This window comes from Mesorhizobium sp. L-8-3, from assembly GCF_016756615.1.
Classification (GTDB): domain Bacteria; phylum Pseudomonadota; class Alphaproteobacteria; order Rhizobiales; family Rhizobiaceae.
In genome coordinates this window covers 3,521,531-3,539,427 of the sequence record NZ_AP023262.1, presented here as the reverse complement: position 1 = coordinate 3,539,427, position 17,897 = coordinate 3,521,531, and the positions used below count along the sequence as shown (strand labels likewise).

The window sequence follows — 17,897 nt, the reverse complement described above, 5'->3', positions numbered from 1 at the left end:
CGGCTATCCCATTGGAGAATAAGCGCATTCCCTCAAACCCGATCGGGCTGGAGAGAAAAAGCGACAATCTTCGATTGGAGATCCCGGATGACCGTCAAGCATTTGAACCAAGTGGAGCTGTCTCGCCGATGGCGCCTCAGCCCGCGGACGCTTGAAAGATGGCGGTGGCTCAGCCAAGGGCCGCAGTTTTTGAAAGTCGGCGGAAGGGTGCTCTATCGCCTTGAGGACATCGAGGCGTTCGAGGCCATCGGCCTTCATCAGACCGGCAAGGAGCGCCGCTAATGAACCGCGGCGCATCTTTGCCGAGGCCTTCCGCCCCATGGCCGCCAGTCCCTGAGGACGATTTCTGTACATGGCTGCAGAAGGCCCTGCCCCATGAGGCAATCGAGTATCATCGTGGCTTTCTCATTCTCGACCGCCATGCGGACACCTCGGAACTCCATCGCGCTGAACGCCTGGAGCTGACCGTCGTTGCCACTCGCGCACTTGCCGCGGCCGAGCAGGGTCTGGTCCATCTTGTGCAGCGCCGGCTGGCGCCCTGCCAGTTTTCCTACCTGGCCATCAAGCGCTCGTCCCAACTTGGCGCGCCGGCGCCGGACCAGATGGTGAAGCCGCGCCGGACCGGAAACGTTACGGCGACTGACCTTCAGGTTCGTCTGCTGCACTCCCGCTACGTGCTGTCCGTCCCACTCGCGATGTCTGTCGCGGAGCTTGCCTTCGCCAATGGGAGCCCAGCATGATCGCGCTTTATCGTGCCAGCACGTTAAAGCGCGATCGTCCCTCAAAAGCCAGGATCGAAGTGCTCGACGAGCAGATCCTGGCCGTCCTCGAGGAAGACCATCCCCAGAGCGTTCGCCACGTCTTCTACCGCATGACCGATCCACAGCTGGAAGAGCCAGTTGAAAAGTCGGACCGGGGCTACCGGCACGTCCAGGACCGCATGGAGAAGCTGCGGCGGGCCGGAAAGCTTCCTTTCGGCTGGGTAACCGATGCCACCCGGCGAGGACACCATACGCCGACCTATGTCGACGAGGCGCATTTCCTCCGGGCGATGAAGGGGCTGTATCGCGCGGACCTCTGGCAGCTCTCCGACTACTATTGCGAGGTCTGGACAGAGTCCCGGTCCATCGCCGGTGTGGTCGAGGCCGATTGCCGCGAGTTGGCGGTGAGCCTCTATCCGGCCGGCGGCTTCTCCAGCATCACGCTCGCCTACGAGTCCGCCGAGGCAATCAATCATTGGAGTGACGGAAAGCCGGCGGTGATCTTCTACATCGGCGACTACGATCCCGCGGGCGTGCTGATCGACGTGGCACTGGAGCGGGAACTCCGGCAGCACCTGTCACCCACGATCGACCTCACGTTCCGGCGGATCGCCATTACGGAACAACAGATCGAAGAGCTCGACCTACCGACCAAACCGCGCAAGGAAACCGATCGTCGGTCGTTGCACATTGTCGGCACGGTCGAGGCCGAGGCCATGCCGGCCGGCATCCTGCGCGAGCTTCTGAGGACCGAGATCGAGAACCTGCTGCCGCCGGATGCTCTCATGGTGGCTCGGGTCGAAGAGCAATCGGCCAAGGACTATTTCGACCGTCTCGCCGAAATCACCCGGGGCGAGCCATGAACGCGCGCTCGGTGGCGAAGGCGCTGGGTGGCGACGTCGTCGGCCCGGCGAGAGTTCTGGCTCCCGGTCCTGGCCATTCTCGCGCGGACCGCTCGATGGCGGTGCTGCTTGATCCCAACGCTCGCGACGGTTTCGTCGTCAGCAGTTTTGCCGGAGATGATTGGCGCCTGTGCCGAGATCATGTCCGCGAGATGCTCGGGCTGGACCAACGCGACCGCTATGGCTCGACGCACGCCATACCCCGGTCGACCCGGCTCGAACCCGTCGACGACAGGTCGGTTCAAGGCCACACCCCGATCGCGCTGCGGTTGTGGCACCAGACGTTGCCGATCGGCAGGTCCCCCGCGGAACGATACCTGCGCAGTCGCGGACTCGATCTTCGGCGCATTCCGTTCGATGAGCAAAGCCTGCGCTTTCACCCGAATTGTCCCTTCCGTCTCGCCGACGGCTCGGTGGTGCGATTGCCTGCCCTTGTCGCAGCGATGGTCGACGTCCAGAGCGGCGCGTTCCGCGGCGTCCATCGAACCGCCCTGGCGCCCGGCGGCAACGGCAAGGCCGATATACCGGGCCTCGGCAAACCGAAAAAGATGCTCGGGCCGGCCTCGGGTGCCTGCGTTAAGCTCTCGCCGGACGAGGATGTGACGACTGGCCTGCATATCGCCGAGGGCATCGAAACGGCGCTGGCCTGCCTTGCCATGGGTTTCGCTCCGGTCTGGGCCGCATTGTCGTCCGGCGGCATCGCCGAGTTCCCGGTGCTCGGTGGGGTCGAGGCCCTCACCATTTTCGCCGACCACGATGTCAACGGCGCCGGGTTGAACGCGGCTCGGCGGTGTGCCGCCCGTTGGACCGATACGCGTCGTGAGGTGACCATTGCGTCTCCTCCCGAACCCGGTCGCGATTGGGCCGACAGGTAGGAGCGATCGGTGACCGAACATCGCTCCCCCGAAGATAGGCTGGAAGACCGAAATGCGATCCTTGAGCACTACGGACCCGGCGACACCGTACCGACGGATGGGAAACCGGTGCTGCCGCTTCCCACGGTCTGTGCGGCTGACCTGGCCGTCCTGCCCACCCCGCAGCGCTCCTTCCTGGACGACGCCGGCCTCTTGCCCGAACGAAATGTCACGATGCTCTCCGGCGACGGCGGCAGCGGCAAAAGCCTGCTTGCCATGCAATTGGCCGTGGCCGTCGCGGCAGGCACCTACTGGCTCGGCACGGCGGTCAAGCGAGGCGGCGTGCTCTATGTCTCGGCAGAGGACGATCTCGACGAAACGCACATTCGCCTGAAAGAAATCTGCTCGGCCGAGCATATGGACCTTGCCCAGCTAACCAACCTGGAGCTTTGCGATCTCGCCGGCCAGGAAGCCGTCCTGGCGTCCGAATCCGGCACCGCGGGCGAGATCAAACTGACACCGCTTTTCGGGCGCCTCCGCCTTCGAATGGCGCGATCAAAGCCGCGGCTCCTGGTGCTCGACAACCTCGCCGACATTTTTTCCGGCAACGAGAATTCCCGTCCTTTGGCCCGGCAATTTATCGGCGCCCTTCGCGGGCTGGCCATCGAGTTCGACTGCACGGTGCTGCTGCTGTCGCACCCCTCGCTATCCGGCTTGACGAGCGGCTCCGGGACCAGCGGCAGCACCGCCTGGAACAACTCGGTCCGGTCCCGACTGTATCTTGTTCGGGATCGTGAGCAGGACGGAGGCGAATCGGACGCGAACCGCAGGACGCTGTCCACCATGAAGGCGAACTATGGGCCGACCGGTGGCACGATACCACTGCGTTGGGAGGCTGGCCGCTTTGTCCGGACTGACGCCGACGATGCGGGATTCCTGGACACGCTGTCCGGGACGCAAAAGGCCGAACGGGTATTCCTTGAACTGCTGAGATGGCACGTCGAGAAGAACAAGCCCGCCTCACCACTGAAGAGCCCAACCTACGCGCCGGCCATCTTTGCCAGGCACCCGAAAAGCGAGGGCATCCAGAGCCGTGCGTTCGAAGTCGCCATGAACAGGTTACTCGATCAGGACCGCGTTCGCATCGTCGAGGAAGGTCCGCTGTCCCGGATTCGTCGACGGCTCGAACTCGTCGATCATGACTCGGTTGAACCATGAGGCGAAGGGATTTCGCCGGCCTTCCAACCGCCTCTTCCAACTGCCTTCCAACCGCCCTTCCAACCGCCTTCCCATACCGGATTCCAACTGCTTCCAACTGAATGAAAACCCAATGAAATCAATGTTCCAACCGCCTTCCAACTGCTGGCCTCGCATACCCATATCTAAAGATATGGCCGCCCTTGACAGGCGGCCTATCTTGATATCGCCTTGGGCCGGCCCTCCGGGGACTGGAATGACGTCCACCCGGCGCTTCCTTGGCAGCGGGGCCGAACGGTGATGCCGATGATGGTGTTCATTCTCGCGGTAGGATTCATCCTGGCTGTGGTGCTGTTCGCATGAGCGCCGTGCATCGCCACAGATCATTTGCGGCATGACGCGAAGTCCTGCGAACAGCGGCGAAAAACAGCGAAAATATGCATAGATTTCAATTGCTTGCGCCAAATGATATTGTTCCCGCATGGAATTGTCTTTGGCGGGAAAAATGCGGCAGGACTTCGATGCTGATGGCGAGGTTTCATTCCAGGCACCGAACGCTGCTGCACCTGTCGGCGCGCGCAATGACGTCCCGCTGGGTTCTCTTCCTCTCGCGGTGGAATATCGTCCTGCCACGTCTCTGATCCCATACGCCAGAAACGCCCGCACCCACTCAGATGCCCAGGTTGCACAGATCGCGGCATCGATCCGCGAGTTCGGGTGGACGAACCCAATTTTGGTGGACGGCGAGAACGGGATCATAGCCGGCCATGGCAGACTGCTGGCGGCCCACAAGCTCGGGATGGGCGAAGTGCCGGTGATCGAGCTTGCCGGGCTGTCCGAGGCGCAGAAGCGCGCCTACGTCATTGCCGACAACAAGATGGCGCTGAACGCCGGCTGGGACACGGAGCTGCTCGGCCTCGAACTGGGTGAACTGGAGGCGCTCGGCTTCGACCTTGCCCTCACCGGCTTCGGCGACGACGAGATCGCCGCTCTGAAGAGCCTCGGCAATCCGGGACTCACCGATCCGGACGATGTTCCCGAGGTCCCGGAACAACCGGTCAGTGTCCTGGGCGACCTCTGGCTGCTCGGACAGCACCGGCTCATCTGCGGCGACAGCACCAGCGCTGATGACGTTGCTCGGGTCCTGAACGGTGTGAAGCCGCATCTATGCGTGTCGGATCCTCGATATGGCGTCAACTACGATCCGAGCTGGCGGGAGCGGTTCAGCAACACCGGCGACCTCGCGAAGGGGAAGGTGCTGAACGACGACCGCGCCGACTGGCGGGAAGCGTGGGTACTATTTCCTGGCGATGTGGCATACGTCTGGCACGGCGCCCTCCACGCCACCACCGTCGCCGCCGGTCTCGAAGCCTGCGGCTTTGCCGTCCGCTCTCAAATCATCTGGGACAAGACCCGGCTCGTGATCGGCCGCGGGGACTATCATTGGCAGCATGAGCCGGCTCTATATTGTGTCAGAAAGGGCAGGAAAGGCCACTGGTCGGGCGACCGCAAACAGACCACCGTCTGGGCCATTCCGCACACGAAGTCGGCCACCGGCCACGGCACGCAAAAGCCGGTCGAATGCATGAAGCGGCCGATCGAGAACAACTCCTCGCCCGGCCAGGCCGTCTACGAGCCGTTCAGCGGATCCGGCACGACGATCATCGCTGCCGAGATGACGGGACGGTCCTGCCACGCCATCGAACTGAACCCGGCCTATGTCGATGTCGCGGTGAAGCGCTGGCAGGAGTTCACCGGCGAGTCCGCAGTGCTGGACGGCACTGGCCAATCGTTCGCAGAGGTCACAGCAACTCGCCTTGGGGTGGCAGAATGAACCGGACCGAGCTTGCCGCCATCTGGCCGCCCACTGCCTCGGCTGCGAAGGTCGCCGGCCACAAGCCGATGAGCCCGATGCAGGCGATCCGGCGCAAGTGCCTCGACTGCTCGGCTGGCCAGACGATCGAGGTCAGGCTGTGTGAAGCAGTTGCCTGTCCGCTCTGGCCGTTCCGCGCCGGAAGGCATCCCTACACAAAAACTCGCCTCCTGGAGGCCGATTCAGCGGCTCGCGCTCAAAACGGCACTCAGGCAGCAGAAATGCCCGCGCCACCCGAAATCGGCCTCCAGCACGCGAGTCTTTCGGAAAGCCTGGCCTACGTGCGGCCTCACGGCACCGTACAGGCCGACTGACATGGGTAGGCGCGCACATACCCCCGATCCCGTCCAGCGCCGCCAGGTCGAGGCGCTCGCCGGATACGGCGTTCCCGAAACAGAGATCGCTGCAATGGTTGGCATCGATGCCAAGACGCTTCGCAAGCACTACCGCCACGAACTCGACCACGGCCACACCAAGGCGAACGCCAAGGTGGCCGAGAACCTTTACCGCAAGGCCACCGGCGATGGCCGGGAGTCGGTCACCGCGGCGATCTTCTGGCTGAAGGCGCGAGCCCGCTGGAAGGAGGTTCTGGTCAACGAACATGGCGGTATTCCCGGTCAGCCGATCGAGCAGGTCACCACGATCAAGCGTATCATTGTCAGGCCGGAGGACCAGGCCAACGCCGCACCTGCTGCCGCCCTGCCTTCCTCCAGATACCCGCAGATGATAGAGGGCCATAAGGAATGACGACCGACTGCGATGGTCCTGCCGGCCGCATGCCACAACCTGCCCAGGTCGAGGCCATGGCGGGCTATGGGCTATCTCCAGCCGACATCGCTCACGTGCTGGACGTCGATCTGGAGGTTCTCAAGTCTTGCTGCGCCCACGAGCTTAGCGCAGGGCAGATCAAGGCCAATGCGCGGGTGGCGGAAAGCCTCTATCGCAAGGCCCTGGGTGACGGACGCGAGGCGGTGACTGCTGCAATCTTCTGGCTGAAGACCCGCGCCCGCTGGAAAGAGACTTCGGTTCACGAGCACGCCCAGCATCCCGACAGTCCAGTGACGGTCACGATCGTCAGCGGTGTTCCAAGGAACGAACAGAGCCAAGCAACCAACGTCACTTATGACGGGCCATGAACAAAGCAATGGGTCCCGGGGGGGGGGCGGTCTGATCCCTACAGCTTTTCATATGCGGACCGGTGCCGTCGGTTTCTTTGCACAACCGCGAAATTGGCAGGGGGGTGTCGGACTGCCCGGCAAGCCTGGAATGGCGGAATACCGGGCTCCGGGAGGACCGCTGTCCGAAAACAAGACGCGAAGTAGTCGACAAACTCCGGCAGTGCGGCGGCGGATGGAAAGGAACGAGCGATGCGCGGACGCAAGCCAATCCCAACGGCATTAAAATTGGTGACCGGCAATCCGAGCAAGCGGCCTCTCAACACGCGCGAGCCGAAGCCAGTCACCGCCATCCCCACCTGCCCCGCGCATCTGATGCCGGCGGCCAAGACCGAATGGAAACGGCTGGCCCGCTACCTCCATGACCTCGGTGTGATCAGCGAACTCGACCGCGCGGCGCTCGCTGCCTATTGCCAGGCTTACGGCCGCTGGGTGGAGGCCGAAAAGAAGCTGAAGGAAACTCCTCCCCTGCTTCGGACGCCCGCCGGTTATGTTCAGCAATCTCCCTGGCTGGCGATCTCGAACAAGAACGTCGAACTGATGCACAAGTTCATGAGCGAGCTCGGGCTCTCGCCGGTATCACGCAGTCGGGTCGAGACCACGCGCAGCATGGGTCCGAAGCCATGGGAGTTCACCGGCCAGGAAGACGACGAGTTCTTTTCGTGAAACTCCGCGCTACCCAGGAGCATCTGTCGGTTGTTTGAGGCGACGCTTCGTATCGGCTGTCGCCAACTGACCCACGAGGTCGAAACTCTCATTCCGCAGGGTGCGGCCAGATCTCCAGCCTTTGGTCCGGTGTTCCTGTCGAGCGCAAATGCGACCCTCTCGCGCAGCAACTCGGCCATGTCACCATTTAGACGATGTGGACGAATTGACTCAGGTATAAATTTGAGGGTTCCGCCAAGGAATCCACCTCGCCGCGCTCTCGTCGTCGGTGCAGAACGCCGGCAATCAGAAAGGACTGACTCGCAATAAGTCGGTTGATTGGACCAGAACTGTGTCCAGTAACTCTTGTCGTTCCCCGTCGGTCATCTACTTTGCGAGGCGGGCTTGGAGGGCTGTCTTGTCGATTTTCTTCTCCAAGCCTGTGATCAATGTATATGCGTCTGCGTTTACCGACTGTATCAGAGGGATCGACTTGTCACGGTAGACGACGTTGGCTTCGTCCTTCTTGCCTGCTACGAGTAGATCATGCACTTCCATTGCCACTGCGGATAATTTCTCAATGCTAGCGTGGATATCTAAGAATCGTTTCAATTCGTCTTCGGTCGCGCCTTTGTTTCGCTGCGCCGCCGTCAATGCGTTGGCCATGTCTGGCTTTATTCGCCCGATGAACTTGACGATGTTTTGGTTCTCGTTCGGCCGTATTCCACCTGTGGCGGCTTCTCCCTCGTATCGCGTCCAGCCGCCGTAGGCTGCGAGCAGCGCGATAGTCTCCAGATTCACGATTCCTTCGCCGGCGCTTTCCAGTTTGTATGTCTGGCTGATCAGCTTCTGCATCTGGGCGATGCTTTGGATCGTCTCGGCGGGCGTGGGGTTCTGAGCGCTAGCTGGGAATGCGAGCGTGAGCAGTAGCGGTAAGAAAGCGAATTGAGAGAATATGCGCATTGCATCCCCTCCAAGCGGGTAGGCAGGAATCGAACCTGCATCCTACGGTCCCCGGAGCTTGCCACTAACCTACTACTCTTTGCAGCACGGGTCGACTCCGTTTGCTGCAACTAGGCGATGTGGGCGAATTGACTCAGGTATAAATTTGAGGAATCCGGTCTGATTCATGGAATGCCGACTGATTCTGGAGGTCGGCAATGTCCACGAAGATAACGGATACGGATTGGGCTGTGGCGCTGGAGGTTTTTCGCGCTGCGCTGCGGGCATCCGTGAGCATCAACGCCACGCCCTCGTTGGTCTCGTCGGCCAACTGAACATCCGTGACCACGAATTCGTGTGTCTCCCTGTTCTGCTCGGAACCCATTCGTCGCTCTCCTCTGCTGAAGAACGATATAGCGCGCTAGCGCTGGCGAACCATGGTGATGGCCGCATGCCGATGACGGCTGTTATCCTTTTGACGAAAGAGCTGGCCCGATGGATGGAGGAACACGGCTCGCATCCCGACAGTCCACATTCGACCGGGGCTGCCGTTCCCGCGATCCCTTGCGCACCTTCGCTGACCACGGGCACTCCCCGCTATAGCGACGCCGAACTCTCGTCGCTAACTGTTCTTAGCAGCGTCTTCGATCAGATCGGCCACAAGATTGGTAAAGTGCTCGTTCGACGAGTTTGCTATGCCTCCCGCGTCTTTAGCCACCATCCCTGGTGCAGAAACCGACACCCCTCCATCGACCTGCACGGCAACCGTGAAGGTCCTCGGCGGTCGCGAACTTCCTGCCCAATAGATTTGAAATTGAACAGATGGGACGGCGCCCTGGATGCGGAGCGGGGCGGTGTCGATGTCGATTGTTACCTCGCCCGCTACGTCAGCTTTGGCTGACTCAAGAGATGCGACAACAACATTGTTCAGCCACGTCCGGGCCAGCACGTTAAAGTCCGCTGGGGCGGCATCTCCGTCAGCTACTGCCTCACTGGCTTCCTGCTTCTGCTCACGGCGCGCTTGCTTTCCGCGCTCAAGGGCATCTTTGAACTTAGACATCTCGGTTGCCTCCCGATTGGCGCAGGCCGCGACCGCATGGACCACGGCCCGTCCGAAAAGTAATGCGCGCAGCCGCCATGCGTTGCGTAGGTGGGTCCAGAACGAAAGCGGGAGATCAATCGACCGACGTGGAGAAGGGGTGCAATCTCAAGCTTCGATCCTGTAGACGTGTCCGCGGCCCTCGACCTTGTCCGACGTCACCTTGAGGCCAAGCTTCTTCTTCAGCGCGCCGGCAATCGCGCCTCGCACTGTGTGACAGCCAAACCAGCGACCTTCACGCGCGAGTAGGCCGCCGCCCCCTCGCCGCCGACGGCTTCTTGAAGGATGGGAAGGCTGCACCACCCGGCCGGGTGATGTTCCGGTGCCAACGATCTCGCGAAGTTTGCTGAGTTGCTTAACGCTCAGACGAACTTGCGGCCCGTATGTTTCGAGTCGTTGCTGCATGTCCGTCAAGAAGCGGGCCTGCCACGCATTCAACCGGCCGCTTGCCAAGGCGGAACGTATCCTGCTCCTTAATTCACTGATTTCCTCGATGGAAAGGACCATCGGATTGTTGCCACCGCCCATGTCGCCCCCTGGCGAAAACAACGAGACGATAGCATAGAGCACGAACGAATTCACAACCTATGCTCGATAGTCCGCGCGACCATCTTGGCAGGCTCCTCAGGGCGCCTGCTGACCTGCTATCCGAGCTTGGTCAAGTATTCTCTGCCCTTTCGGTTGCCCGGGCAAACGCGACCAGCTCGCAAGGAGGCGTTCAGATCAATGGATCTGAATTTGCTTATCAGGGCCTGCGGACGCGTGCTGGATTTCCACGCGATTGCGGCCGCCACGTTTCGCCGCGTAGAGCAACTGATCGGCGTGGCGATAGAGTTCGCTGAAGGAAGCATTCCGATCAAAAGTGACGCCGCCGACGCTCACGGAGAGCTTGCAGGATTTTCCGTTGAGGTTCAGTTCAGTGGCCGAAACCTCGACCCTGATACGCTCTGCGACCCTGCCTACGCGCTCGGGACTGACACCGGGCAAAAAGACGCTGAACTCTTCTCCGCCAATGCGGCCGACGAGGTCGAGGTCGCGCAGTGTGCCCTTGATCGTGTGTGCGATGACCTTGAGCGCTTCATCGCCGCACTCATGACCGAACACATCATTGATGTCTTTGAAGTGATCGACGTCGATAATCAGAAGCGCGCCGTGGTGTCCAGCCTTCTGGTCGGCGATGCGGTCAAGGTAGCGGTCCACCATGGCGGTGAAGGCCCGCCGGTTCAGGCATGAGGTGAGGGAATCGGTAGAGGCGACGACCATCAGCTCGCGATGCGCAATGGCAAGCTCACGCTGCTTACTGAGGAGATAGAAAAAGAAGGGAGGGGCAAGAATGAGGGGGATGATCAGATTGTTGAGCGGCTTTTCACCCCATCTCCATATGCCTGTCTCAAAGGAATAGCTGTCGATTGCAAATGCCACGGCGATGCAACAGAGCGTTCCGAGAAAGCTCAGCAGCACCACTCGTCCCCAGCCGAAGGCAGAAAAGTCCATTTCTTGCTTTCAAATGCCGGCAATCTTGCACGCAGCCGCTTAAAAATGCGCAACGGGCGTTGGTCGCCAGCCCCAAAGAGCAAACCCTCGCCTGGGGCATTCACAAAGGAAGCGCCCGCCACCTGTTCAAGTGCCGGGCGCTTGAAGGCCCCTTGCGCATCAGGCCCGCTGCGTCAACTACGCTATCCGGGAACCTCTCGCGCTGACAGAACTCCGCTCGGAATGATCCCCAACAAAACCGCCTGCAGAGGAAATCTGTCGTGGTCGTGTGTCATTGCGGTCACAGTTTATGGCCGCCGCGCAGTCCTTCTCTGCTTACGTGACAGCTGGCGATAGACGGCTCGATAGCTGCTCGGAGCACGCAGCATCTCGATCAGGCTCGCCTGCTTCGTCCCGACCCGGGTCTTCGTCGCGTTGGGTTTGCGGCGGGCAACGCAGGCCTTCTTCCCTCGGCTGGCCTTGGCCTTCGTTGGCTTCGCCGGGGCCGCCTGTGGGGCGTCTGTGGCCGGCCCCCGGCCCCTCCCCGGCTTGATGTGGAGAACCTCGAACGCTCGCAGCGTCAGTACCGGCGTGAGGCGCTGATCGTCCTCGGCGCGATCCACTCGTCCATGACGCCATGTTGCACCGGATGGGAGCATCTGTTGAAGGGGGCTCGCGAAGGCGTACGCTCGCGGTCGTTTGCAGCAACCCGCGCTCTACTCCCGGGGAGGTGGTCTTTTCTGCGGGCGCAGTAACCTGGCGACCGAAAGCGACCGCAGGCTCCTCGAGCGGCGTCGAATGTTGCGGCGCAGTGACCGCAGCATCAAACGTTTGTCGAAGCCAGTCGGGAGCGTCGATGCCGGTCACCAGATGGAGCGCCCCGGCCCCGGCAATAAGCCCTGCCAACTGCAGCCAAACGGGCACCCTCCGTCGCCGGCGATAGTGGCCTTGATAGCCTCTTCGCCGTGCAGACTTCCTACCGGAGTAAGCTGCTTTCCCCACCGCAATGCCCAACCTTCCCCAGAACAGCAAAGCACAAATCAAGGTTGCCGTCGAATCCGGAAGATGACTGTCAAAACAGAAATGTAATGACTTCACGCGCAGCCGGAACGCGCAGGACTATCGGCTGAGAAGAATGCGCCGGCCAGGGTCCACCCGGCCAGCGCAAAGCGATAATGCTGCGAAAATCAGTCTTGGATCCTGTACACGCGTCCGCGGCCATCGACCTTCTCCGACGTCACCGTCAGGCCGAACTTCTTCGTCAACGCCCCGGCAATGGCACCGCGCACCGTGTGCGACAGCCATCCGGTGGCGCTCATGACCTCCTCGATCGTGGCACCTTCCGGAGCACGCAGCATGTCGATCAGGACCGCTTGCTTTGTGCCGCTCCGGGTCTTCGGCGCCTGCGGCTCCGGGCGGGCGGCGGAGGCCTTCTTCGGTCGGTTGGCCTTGGCTTTGCCCGGCCTTGCAGTTGCCGGCTGAGGGGCGCCCGTGGCCTCGTCGGGCTCCTCTTCCGGCTCGATGCCCAGCGCTTCGAAGGCGCGCAGCGTCGGCACCAGCGTCAGGCGCTGATCGTCCTCGGCAACGCGCCAGACCGGGTCGCCGAGCTCGGCCTGGACCTCTTCGACCAGCCCCTTGGTGATGAGGCTCACGATCACCTTCTCGGCGGCACCGCCCTTCAGGTTGGCAGGCAAGGGCAGCACACGGCGATCGGCGCGCCGGCAGACGGTGTTGAGGATGACGAGTTGCGTATCGGAGAGTTTCATCGGGATGCTCCCGCTAGAAATGCGGCGGGACCATCCCGTCGCTCCTAGTGCCTGAAGGCCCGACGGCGGCGGGGTCGATGCGGGAGCGAGGTTGTTTAAGCGGCTAGCCTGCCAAGCTCATCACCAATTCGACATCGCGGCGCTCGGCATGCTTCTTCCAGCCCAGCCGGTCGGCGACAATCAGCCGGCGGCATGCGGCAATCACCATCTCGTCGCTGTTATCCTTGGCGGCTTCGAGCACGTCCCAGACGATCTGCATCCTGGGCGTGGTGGCGAGCAGGTGGCTGTTCATGCGAACCTAGTCCTCACTGGTTGGTGACACCACTCATGCTCGGACCGCGAACAACATCAACGGCAGAGTGGATCATTTCATTGCTTTCTTCTTTCTTCGAAAGCTGCGCCCGATACGCCTACAGCGAGAACCTGACGTTTGACAGCCTGGGGCCGCTTTCGGCGAAACTAAGTCCTCGTTCAGAGGAACGGTGCCAGTGGCGAGCCCTATCTGAAAGCGAAGAATTGACCCTGAGGCGACGCTCGCGTCTCGACCGGCGAATGGCCATAGTAGAGCCGCAAGCGGACGATTGTATACGTGGCGTCAGGCCGGCAAGCCCGCCAGGCGCAACCCCGCTCGGAGGTGCTCCTCGTCAGACGCTTGCTCAAGAACAGAGAACCAGACGACCCAGTCGACATAGGCCGACGCGCTTGCTCGCGGATCGCCCTGCCAATGCGAGCCGATCTCACGCACCAGTTCCTCACCCCGTCGCGCCGCCTGATCCAAATGGCCGGCGTGTGCGTTCGCTGCCACGCGCCAACCCAGGTCTCGCAGGTACCGGGCGGGATCGTCCCACATTCGGGTCTCGAGCAGAGCAGCTGCATCGTCGTAGTCGCCCCGTTGAAACAGCAGGTGAGCGCGAGATGAGTTGTACCAAGGCGGATAGCGCGGATTGAGCCGACGGGCGATCTCGACAGCTGCCAAACCCCGTTCAGGCTTGCCTCTCATGCGCTGCAGCGAGGCATACAGGATCTGGACGACGGCATCGTTGGGGTTCATCGACCGCGCGAGATCGAAGTGCCGCTCCGCCCGGTCAAAATCACGCCGCCCATATGCATACATCAGGCCACACGTGGATTGAACACGCGGATCGTTCGGGTCGAGCGCAAGCGCCTTCTCCCCAAAATCCAGGGCCAGAAGCATCTCTTCGTCCGGCTGGGACCTAACCCCGGCGATAACGCGCCAGGATCGGTCGACATGGATGAACGCGAGCCCGGAATAGGCGCGCGCGAAGGTGGGATCGATGGCGAGGACCTGCTGATAGAGCGCTTCGAGCTGCACGCCCACTTCGGGGGTGAACGAGGTCCCACCCAAACGAAGGGCTCTCAAGAAAACGTCGTATGCTCTTAGATCCTGCGGCGGACGCCTGCGGGCTGCCATCTCACGCTCGTCGATGACGCGCTGCGCGACCCTGGCAACGATGCTCTGCGCGATCTCTTCCTGGACGGCAAAGACATCCGCCAGTGCGCGGTCATAGCGTTCTGCCCAAATGTGGGTGCCGGTCGACGCGTCCACGAGTTGAGCGTTGATGCGCACCCGGTCTCCGGCACGACGAACGTTGCCTTCAATCACGTGACTTGCCCCGAGGGCGCGTCCGATCTCGCGCACGTCAATACTCTTCCCGCGGAAGGCAAACGAGGAGTTCCGGGCAATGACCAGGAGTTCACGGAAGCGGGAAAGCTCGGTGATGATGTCTTCCGTTATACCGTCGCTGAAATAGACCTGATCCGGGTCGTCGCTGAGGTTCTGGAAGGGCAGGACGGCGACTGCGGGTTTATCTGCCTGGACCGGCTGCGGCGGCAGCTGGTCGTTGGCGCCTTCGGGTGCCAGCTGGAAAGCACGGACCGGCCGCACGATATTTTTCAGGCGCTGTTCGCCCGCATCGGTGAATGGAAGATCGAGCTTGCCCGACAGCTGCTCGTGGGCAGCGCCCGAGATCAAGACGGCGCCGGGAGGGCACAATTGCTCGAGGCGAGCGGCGATGTTCACGCCGTCGCCCAGGAGGTCCTCGCCTTCCACCACAACGTCGCCGAGATGTACGCCGATGCGGAGCACGATACGGCGATCAGGCGGGGTGTCGGCCTGTGTCGTGGCTAGCTGCGACTGGATCGCCGCTGCGCAGGCGACTGCGGTCACAATCGAGCCGAACTCCGCGATGACCCCGTCGCCCATCAGCTTCACGATGCGTCCGCGGTTCTCGGCGAGGAGCGGCTCCAGGATCTTCTGCCGAATGACTTTTAGGTCGCCGAGCGTTCCGGCCTCATCAGCTTCTATCAAACGCGAGTAGCCGACGACATCAGCCGCCAAGATCGCGGCGAGCCGACGTTCCGCGATGGATGCCATTTCCTCCTCGGCGATGGGCATTGTTGACGGTATTCCGTCACTGGAGGTTACGAACTCCTGCCTTCCTCTGCAATTCCGCTTTGGCGAGCGCCGTTAGGCGACAAAATACGAAGCACCTAACCATACGCTCCGCATATTACCGGTTATGCTGAGCTCAGCATAACCTGTAGACGCGTCCGCAGTCCTCGACCTTTTCCGAGGTCACCTCAAAACCGAGATTCTTCTTCAGCGCACCCGCGATTGCGGCGTGTGGGATAGTCATTCGGTGGCGCTCAATGTTGAGCCCGATACCAACGGCCAACTCTGAGCCGCTGCTTCACGAACACGCGGAACACCTCCGGCGACTTTAACTTCGAACCGCGGTGCCGGATCCTGTTGCAGTACAGACAGGCTGCTACGATGTTGTTCTGATCATCACCGCCCCCTTCCGACTTGGGGATAAGGTGCTCCGCCGTACATTGCAGCTGAGGCTCCTTGTTAGGGATTCGTCCGTCCGACCACATCAGGCGTTCACAGTAGAAACACTTCCAGTCCTGGGCGGCCGCGCGAGAAATACGGATCATTCGGATTCTGTTCGACATTGCATATCCTTTCTTCACCAACGTGAAGCGGATGTGCAGCGACCGAAACACGGCGCCCCTCAATTGGAAGGGAGATCCCTCGCACGAGACAGCGTCCAATGGAACGCCACTCCGCAGTATGTGAGCGGTAGATGTCGCAACAAGATGCGACATCCATACAGTTGCCTAGACCGGCTTCCGAGCGACTAGAAACATCGCTCCCGCTCGCTGAAGCTAACCAAAATTGTTGCAACCTTCAATCGCCGAGAGTCGAGGACTTGTCGGCTTGACAAAAATGCGCCGGCCAGGAAATCGGCCGGCGCTCAACGTTGGCCCCAATTCAGTCTATTATCCTGTAGATGCGTCCGCGATCCTCGACCTTTTCCGACGTCACGTTGAGGCCAAGCTTCTTCTTCAGCGCACCGGCAATGGCGCCCCGCACCGTGTGAGACAACCATCCGGTGGCGCTCATAACCTCCTCGACGGTGGCGCCGTTTGGAGCCCGCAGCATGTCGATCAGGACCGCTTGCTTTGTGCCGCTCCGGGTCTTCGGCGCCTGCGGCTCCGGGCGGGCGACGGAGGCCCTCTTAGGTCGGTTGGCCTTGGCCTTGCCCGGCCTTGCAGTAGCCGGCTGAGGTGCGCTCGTGGCCGCGTCGGGCTCGATGCCGAGCGCTTCGAAGGCGCGCAGCGTCGGCACCAGCGTCAGGCGCTGATCGTCCTCGGCAACGCGCCAGACCGGGTCGCTGAGTTCGGCCTGAATCTCTGCCACCAGGCCCTTCGTAACGAGGCTGGTGATCACCTTTTCGGCAGCGCCGCCCTTCAGCTTGGTGGGCAGAGGCAGGACACGGCGGTCGGCGCGCCGGCAGGCGGCATTGAGGATGACAAGCTGCGTATCAGAGAGTTTCATCGGGGTGCTCCCGCTAGAATGGCGGCGGGACCATCCCGCCGCTGCTAGCGCCTGAAGCCCCGGCTGCGGCGGGGTCGATGCGGGGCGAGGTTGTTTATGCGGCTAGCCTGCTATGCTCATCACGAGTTCGATGTCGCCGCGCTTGGCATGCTTCTTCCAGCCCAGCCGGTCGGCGACGATCAGCCGGCGGCAGGCGGCGATCACCATCTCGTCGGCGTTGTCCTTGGCGGCTTCGAGCACGTCCCAGACGATCTGCATCCTGGGCGTGGTCGCGAACAGATGGCTGTTCATGGAGCGTGATCCTCTTTCTTCCGTGACCCTACTCATGCTCCGATCGGCAGGAACATCAACGGCCAGGTGGATCATTTGATTGCTTTGTCGCATCGGGCTTTGAGCTTCGCGCTCCGTTAGCTGCACCATGGTCGCGGCGTTGGTGGACAGCTGGTCGTGCCGCACCGAAATGAAACGGCCAATCCCTCGGAAATGAGGATCTGGCCGACATCGCGACCGTCGATCCGCAAGATCGCGCAGCTGCGCCCATAGTTACAAGCCTCGGTTCCCTCCGTGCCCGGATCACAGGAACACGGCATGCGCCGGAGTTCCAGGCTGCCGTTCGCAACGAGCTCCTTGAGCCGCGCCTTTGCGCGCAAGCCCAATGTCCGTTCCTCTTCGCATCGCGGCTCGATGCTTTCCGGGGTGTTGAAGCCGACGAGGCGCGTACCTTTGCGGTCTCCTGCCATTCGGATCGTGTCTCCGTCGGTCACACTGAACTGGTCCCGGGTGATTGATACAGTGGAATAGGAGGGCGCCGCCGCCGAGAAAAAGCTGCTCACTGTCTGCCATGGTGTCTCCCGCAAGTATGAGGCAATAGACACAGCCACAAGAATTGCGGCGAGCAGCGAGACGTCACGCATGAGTCGCCGGGCAAACCAGCGACCTTCACGCGCGAGAACGCCGCCCCTTCGCCGCCGGCGGCTTCTTGAAGGACGAACAGGCTGCACCACCCGGCCGGGTGATGTTCCGGTGCCAACGATCTCGCGAAGTTTGCTGAGTTGCTTAACGCTCAGACGAACTTGCGGCCCGTATGTTTCGAGTCGTTGCTGCATGTCCGTCAAGAAGCGGGCCTGCCACGCATTCAACCGGCCGCTTGCCAAGGCGGAACGTATCCTGCTCCTTAATTCACTGATTTCCTCGATGGAAAGGACCATCGGATTGTTGCCACCGCCCATGTCGCCCCCTGGCGAAAACAACGAGACGATAGCATAGAGCACGAACGAATTCACAACCTATGCTCGATAGTCCGCGCGACCATCTTGGCAGGCTCCTCAGGGCGCCTGCTGACCTGCTA

General features: G+C 61.7%; 23 protein-coding genes and 1 tRNA gene. 10 read left to right on the top strand and 14 right to left on the bottom strand.

Translation table 11 applies throughout. From position 1 onward, the window contains the following. The first annotated feature begins 87 nt into the window (after nt 1–87). From JN302_RS16520 to JN302_RS16475, 10 genes are all read left to right on the top strand, one after another. Nucleotides 88–282 carry a DNA-binding protein gene (locus JN302_RS16520; RefSeq protein ID WP_202333720.1) on the top strand — a complete coding sequence of 65 codons (195 nt, stop codon included), beginning with the start codon at nt 88–90 and terminating at the stop codon, nt 280–282. Further along, nucleotides 282–740, top strand: a complete 459-nt coding sequence (locus JN302_RS16515; protein WP_202333719.1) for a hypothetical protein — start codon at nt 282–284, stop codon at nt 738–740. Before JN302_RS16520 ends, JN302_RS16515 begins: the two co-directional genes overlap by 1 nt. Next, nucleotides 737–1,624, top strand: coding sequence for a hypothetical protein (locus tag JN302_RS16510; RefSeq protein ID WP_202333718.1), 888 nt, complete (start codon nt 737–739; stop codon nt 1,622–1,624). The genes JN302_RS16515 and JN302_RS16510 overlap by 4 nt, the downstream gene beginning before the upstream one ends. Continuing rightward, nucleotides 1,621–2,538: a DUF7146 domain-containing protein gene (locus JN302_RS16505; protein WP_202333717.1), complete on the top strand. Its 918-nt coding sequence runs from the start codon at nt 1,621–1,623 to the stop codon at nt 2,536–2,538. Before JN302_RS16510 ends, JN302_RS16505 begins: the two co-directional genes overlap by 4 nt. Before the next feature lie 9 nt (nt 2,539–2,547). Continuing rightward, on the top strand, nt 2,548–3,735 hold the full coding sequence (locus JN302_RS16500; RefSeq protein WP_202333716.1) for an AAA family ATPase: 1,188 nt from the start codon (nt 2,548–2,550) through the stop codon (nt 3,733–3,735). 460 nt (nt 3,736–4,195) lie between these two features. After that, the gene (locus JN302_RS16495) at nt 4,196–5,548 is read left to right on the top strand and encodes a site-specific DNA-methyltransferase (protein WP_244846419.1); all 1,353 of its coding nucleotides are present in this window, start codon (nt 4,196–4,198) and stop codon (nt 5,546–5,548) included. Then, nucleotides 5,545–5,901 (top strand): hypothetical protein, encoded by a 357-nt coding sequence (locus JN302_RS16490; RefSeq protein WP_202333715.1) that lies wholly within the window; start codon nt 5,545–5,547, stop codon nt 5,899–5,901. Before JN302_RS16495 ends, JN302_RS16490 begins: the two co-directional genes overlap by 4 nt. Nucleotide 5,902: 1 nt before the next feature. Beyond that, nucleotides 5,903–6,334, top strand: coding sequence for a hypothetical protein (locus tag JN302_RS16485; RefSeq protein WP_202333713.1), 432 nt, complete (start codon nt 5,903–5,905; stop codon nt 6,332–6,334). Continuing rightward, nucleotides 6,331–6,723 carry a hypothetical protein gene (locus JN302_RS16480; protein WP_202333712.1) on the top strand — a complete coding sequence of 131 codons (393 nt, stop codon included), beginning with the start codon at nt 6,331–6,333 and terminating at the stop codon, nt 6,721–6,723. The genes JN302_RS16485 and JN302_RS16480 overlap by 4 nt, the downstream gene beginning before the upstream one ends. 231 nt (nt 6,724–6,954) lie before the next feature. Continuing rightward, nucleotides 6,955–7,428 (top strand): phage terminase small subunit P27 family, encoded by a 474-nt coding sequence (locus tag JN302_RS16475; RefSeq protein WP_202333711.1) that lies wholly within the window; start codon nt 6,955–6,957, stop codon nt 7,426–7,428. Nucleotides 7,429–7,794: 366 nt separating this feature from the next. On the opposite strand, the gene JN302_RS16470 is transcribed toward JN302_RS16475, so the two are convergent. From JN302_RS16470 to JN302_RS16405, 14 genes are all read right to left on the bottom strand, one after another. Further along, on the bottom strand, nt 7,795–8,370 hold the full coding sequence (locus JN302_RS16470) for a hypothetical protein (protein ID WP_202333710.1): 576 nt from the start codon (nt 8,368–8,370) through the stop codon (nt 7,795–7,797). A 17-nt stretch (nt 8,371–8,387) separates the two neighbouring features. Beyond that, nucleotides 8,388–8,450: transfer RNA gene (locus JN302_RS16465), tRNA-Ser, on the bottom strand. Nucleotides 8,451–8,503: 53 nt separating this feature from the next. Next, nucleotides 8,504–8,734, bottom strand: coding sequence for a hypothetical protein (locus JN302_RS16460; protein ID WP_202333709.1), 231 nt, complete (start codon nt 8,732–8,734; stop codon nt 8,504–8,506). 237 nt (nt 8,735–8,971) lie between these two features. Next, nucleotides 8,972–9,409 carry a hypothetical protein gene (locus JN302_RS16455; RefSeq protein WP_202333708.1) on the bottom strand — a complete coding sequence of 146 codons (438 nt, stop codon included), beginning with the start codon at nt 9,407–9,409 and terminating at the stop codon, nt 8,972–8,974. Nucleotides 9,410–9,556: 147 nt separating this feature from the next. Further along, the gene (locus JN302_RS39160; protein ID WP_244846417.1) at nt 9,557–10,030 is read right to left on the bottom strand and encodes a DUF3489 domain-containing protein; all 474 of its coding nucleotides are present in this window, start codon (nt 10,028–10,030) and stop codon (nt 9,557–9,559) included. 141 nt (nt 10,031–10,171) lie between these two features. After that, on the bottom strand, nt 10,172–10,942 hold the full coding sequence (locus tag JN302_RS16445; RefSeq protein WP_202333707.1) for a GGDEF domain-containing protein: 771 nt from the start codon (nt 10,940–10,942) through the stop codon (nt 10,172–10,174). A gap of 1,166 nt (nt 10,943–12,108) precedes the next feature. Further along, the gene (locus JN302_RS16440; protein WP_202333706.1) at nt 12,109–12,687 is read right to left on the bottom strand and encodes a DUF3489 domain-containing protein; all 579 of its coding nucleotides are present in this window, start codon (nt 12,685–12,687) and stop codon (nt 12,109–12,111) included. A gap of 103 nt (nt 12,688–12,790) precedes the next feature. Beyond that, on the bottom strand, nt 12,791–12,979 hold the full coding sequence (locus JN302_RS16435) for a hypothetical protein (protein ID WP_202306036.1): 189 nt from the start codon (nt 12,977–12,979) through the stop codon (nt 12,791–12,793). Nucleotides 12,980–13,282: 303 nt separating this feature from the next. Further along, a complete protein-coding gene (locus JN302_RS16430; protein ID WP_244846416.1) occupies nt 13,283–15,103 on the bottom strand; it encodes an adenylate/guanylate cyclase domain-containing protein in 1,821 nt (606 codons plus the stop codon). A 133-nt stretch (nt 15,104–15,236) separates the two neighbouring features. After that, a complete protein-coding gene (locus JN302_RS39965) occupies nt 15,237–15,344 on the bottom strand; it encodes a DUF3489 domain-containing protein (protein ID WP_202333704.1) in 108 nt (35 codons plus the stop codon). Nucleotides 15,345–15,354: 10 nt separating this feature from the next. Further along, the gene (locus JN302_RS39960; RefSeq protein WP_446720759.1) at nt 15,355–15,585 is read right to left on the bottom strand and encodes an HNH endonuclease signature motif containing protein; all 231 of its coding nucleotides are present in this window, start codon (nt 15,583–15,585) and stop codon (nt 15,355–15,357) included. A 397-nt stretch (nt 15,586–15,982) separates the two neighbouring features. Then, nucleotides 15,983–16,549 carry a DUF3489 domain-containing protein gene (locus JN302_RS16415; RefSeq protein WP_202333700.1) on the bottom strand — a complete coding sequence of 189 codons (567 nt, stop codon included), beginning with the start codon at nt 16,547–16,549 and terminating at the stop codon, nt 15,983–15,985. Nucleotides 16,550–16,651: 102 nt separating this feature from the next. Continuing rightward, nucleotides 16,652–16,840, bottom strand: coding sequence for a hypothetical protein (locus JN302_RS16410; RefSeq protein WP_202333698.1), 189 nt, complete (start codon nt 16,838–16,840; stop codon nt 16,652–16,654). Between the two features lie 116 nt (nt 16,841–16,956). Next, complete coding sequence (locus tag JN302_RS16405; RefSeq protein WP_244846414.1) at nt 16,957–17,832, bottom strand: thermonuclease family protein; 876 nt, start codon at nt 17,830–17,832, stop codon at nt 16,957–16,959. Between the last annotated feature and the right edge of the window lie 65 nt (nt 17,833–17,897).